The organism is Sphingomonas sp. P3_C6 (assembly GCF_056402595.1).
Genome location: NZ_JBFUHB010000064.1, coordinates 1 through 868 on the forward strand (window position 1 = coordinate 1; position 868 = coordinate 868).

At 63.1% G+C, this 868-nt stretch carries 1 protein-coding gene; it reads left to right on the top strand.

What is annotated here, in order from left to right; translation table 11 throughout:
- Positions 1–48: 48 nt before the first annotated feature.
- The coding region (locus AC1DT7_RS24185; RefSeq protein ID WP_478038866.1) for an IS110 family RNA-guided transposase at positions 49–868 on the top strand (820 nt) is incomplete at its 3' end.

The following is an 868-nucleotide window of genomic DNA, read 5'->3' on the forward strand; positions in this document are numbered from 1 at the left end:
GAACAGTCGGTTGATTTCCCAATCGCACAGACAAGACAGGTTACCGTGATGCAGATCATTTGTGGAGTGGATGTTTCCAAGGCCTGGCTCGATGCCTTTGTCGCGCCCGGTCATTATCAGCGTTTCGCCAACGACCCTGAGGGGCTTACAGCACTCGTCGGCTTCTGCCGTGACCACGACGCCCAGCTCGTCGTCATGGAGGCCTCGGGCGGTTTCGAGCAACCCGCCTTTCTGGCACTCTGGCAGCAGGGACAACCCTCGGCTATCGCCAACCCCGCTGCCGTCAGGCATTTCGCCAAGGCGATGGGCTATCTCGAGAAGACCGACCGGATCGATGCCGGTGTCATCGCCCGCTATGCCCAGGCAAAGCGCATCGCACCGACGCCGCCGCCCTCCTGCGACCAGCAGAAGCTCACCGCCATCGCGGCTCGGCTACGGCAGATCATCGCCGACCTGAGCGTACAGAAGCAGCGCCTGCACTTCACCCGCGACCCACAGGCACTGGCCAGCCTTCAGGAAGCCATCGCTTTCTTCACTCGACAGGCAAAGGCGCTCGCTGCCGAGGTCGCAGCCCTCGTCGAGGCGGATCCCCTATGGCACGCCCTCGACCGAACATTCCGATCCGTCAAAGGCGTCGCCGACCGCGCCGTCGCCATCATCCTCGCCGACCTCCCCGAAATCGGAACCCTCTCCAACAAGGCCATTGCCAAACTCGCCGGCCTCGCGCCAATCGCCAACGATAGCGGCAAACGCCAAGGCCACCGACCCGTCCGAGGCGGAAGGGCTTCCGTCCGCACCATCCTCTTCCTCGTCGCCAATATCGCCCGCAAGTTCGACCCGACCCTGAACGACTTCCATCAACGACTCA